Origin of the sequence: Priestia sp. SIMBA_032 (assembly GCF_046535215.1) — a bacterium.
In the GTDB taxonomy this organism is placed as follows: domain Bacteria; phylum Bacillota; class Bacilli; order Bacillales; family Bacillaceae_H; genus Priestia; species Priestia aryabhattai.
On record NZ_JAWRXD010000739.1, the window covers coordinates 1 to 269 of the forward strand.

Consider the following 269-nt stretch of genomic DNA (forward strand, 5'->3'; position numbering starts at 1 on the left):
GGTGCGCAGATCCTTTCCAGGTCTTCGACGCGTGACTGGCGTACCCATCGGTACCATGGTGCGGCCCAACGGATCTGCTCGGTCACGACGTCGCTGACACGGATGGTCTGCTCGATGCCGTCGACCTCGTCGATGTTCGCGATCGCGGCCTGGTCGAACAGGTGTGGTGCCCCGTCGGTGACGCCGAAGGCCGTCAGGTGCCCGGAGGTGGGCTTCATCCGGCCGGCGAGGGTCAGGAGCAGGGCCGTCCGCCCGCGCCCTCCCGGGCC

Annotated in this window: 1 protein-coding gene; it reads right to left on the minus strand. The window is 69.1% G+C overall.

Going from position 1 to position 269, the window contains the following annotated elements; all coding sequences use genetic code 11:
- Positions 1–269: hypothetical protein (locus SB717_RS36255; protein ID WP_486360800.1), on the minus strand; the 269-nt coding region annotated here is incomplete at both ends.